The sequence below is a fragment of the Bradyrhizobium sp. MOS001 genome, from assembly GCF_004634465.1.
GTDB lineage: Bacteria > Pseudomonadota > Alphaproteobacteria > Rhizobiales > Xanthobacteraceae > Bradyrhizobium > Bradyrhizobium barranii.
The window spans coordinates 1-1,870 of sequence record NZ_SPVJ01000147.1 but is presented as its reverse complement, the minus strand read 5'-3'; the positions used below and the strand labels follow the sequence as shown (position 1 = coordinate 1,870).

Genomic DNA, 1,870 nt, shown 5'->3' with positions numbered 1-1,870 from the left:
GTTGAGAGCGTGAGGGGCGGCGGATCAAAGCCGGTCGGCCTTACCGAATGGCCGAAAGACATCCGTCGGCTACAGCCGACTTTTGCAACAAAATCGGCCACAAGCGGACCTTGGCCAGCATCACTCGATCACCTCAGATTGCTTAGTTGGCTGCGCGCACAACGGCCGGTGGCTGCCATGAGCCCCCACCGGCCGGCAGGATCGAAGGCGCCGTTGTCTTCGGCCAATATAAACGCATCACGAGGTAGATTTCGTCATTCGGCGCCGGCAACCAATTGGATTCCTTGTCGACGCCGGGCGAATCTTTTTGGATATACAACGTGAGAGAGCCGTCGGCATTCTTCTTCATGTCCGGCAGCATCGGCGAGTTGATCAGGTAGCGGTTGATCGGATTCTCGATCAGCAATTGGCTCTTGCCATCATACATCGTCACCGACCAGAAAGCCTCTACCGGCGGGAATTGTCCGGCGGAAAAAGTGATTGTGTACTTGTACTTGGAACCATCGAGCACCTCGCCATCAGCAAGCGCCTTCGTCATTGGATAGACGGCCTCGATTGCGTCGTTGCCATAGATGCCGCCCTTGGCTGCGGCAGCGCGCTTCAGCCAGTCGCCGCTGTAGAATTGCCGGTCTCCGAACAGCGATCCGATTTTCCAGCCATTTACGTCTTTCTGTCCACTAGCAAGATACTTTTCAACTTTCTCTTCGCCGTCCTTCATCCCCAGCCCGATTTCAATCTTGTGGGTCAGCGGAAGATCCTTGAAGTCGAAGGTCTTTCCGGGGCCGACGCCGATGCGCGTGAGCTTGGCGCGGATTTCCTTTTCCTCCGGCCCGGCCGGCGCAAATTGGAGAGCGAAGTCGAGATACTCGAAGAAGTTCTTCTTCACCAACTCCGCATTAGCCTTGGGAAAGTCGACGGCCGCTGCGGCGGGGGGCGCGGGCTGCTTGAGATAGGCCGACAGGGGCTGCACCTTATAGCCGGCCTGGACCTTCTCAACGTTCGGCATATCTGCCGGATGGAAGAGCTGGGTGCGGTAGGCGGCGGCGGAAAATTGTGTCGAGGAGCGAAACATCTTCTTGATGCCAGGCGGAGTGGCACCCTGCCAGTTCGGCCCAACCACCATATAATCTCCGGCCTCGCTTCCGGTCGCGCGGCTACCGATATAGCCGTAATTGAACGTGTTGCCGTCGCAAAGCATCACTGAATAGTAGCGACTCTTGTCAACAGCCGGCACGGAAAGAACGATCGGCTCGGCGCGCAGATCGAGCCATAACAGCGAATAGGGCGTGTCGCTATTGGGAGTTATTACGGCCGTGTCTTTGTATGTATAGACACGCGCCTCGTTTTTGATCTGGTTGAACGGCGCCTTGAATTGCCCAGAGTTCCTGTCGACGGCATATTCGTACATGACGGCGTAGTTCATCACGATCGGCAGCCCGTAGATGAAGCCTTCCTCGGCGATGGCCTTGGCCTCGCGGATGTCAGGCCATTCCGCCTGCGACACACTTGGCGTCAGTGCGAATATCGAGCCCGTCAGAGCGGCGGCCAATACACTTGATCGAATGTTCATGTGAACCACCCACGCGCGAAAGGGCGCCAAATAGACACCCGGGAAGCTGGGTCATCATTTCACGAAATAGTCTCAGCGGACTACGGAAAAACGAACAGCTTGCAGCTGTCAGGCCAAATCGCGCTGAACTACAATCGAAATCCGATTTCATGAGCATTTTCCAATACGTTGATGCTCATTCGTTCGGAAAATGTCCGCTTCGGGTCTTGGTCGTGTAAAAACGCCTTCCGCGGGAGGGCGGTGATAAGCCATGACGGTTCGGTCTCAGGCCGCGATCGCGGCCATCAGCGGCTTGGTCCC

The 1,870-nt window shown here is 56.7% G+C and carries 1 protein-coding gene; it reads right to left on the bottom strand.

Features of this window, described 5'->3' with window-relative positions; translation table 11 throughout:
- Positions 1 to 142: 142 nt before the first annotated feature.
- Positions 143 to 1,570, bottom strand: a complete 1,428-nt coding sequence (locus tag CT676_RS43515; protein WP_063984452.1) for a DUF1254 domain-containing protein — start codon at positions 1,568 to 1,570, stop codon at positions 143 to 145.
- Between the last annotated feature and the right edge of the window lie 300 nt (positions 1,571 to 1,870).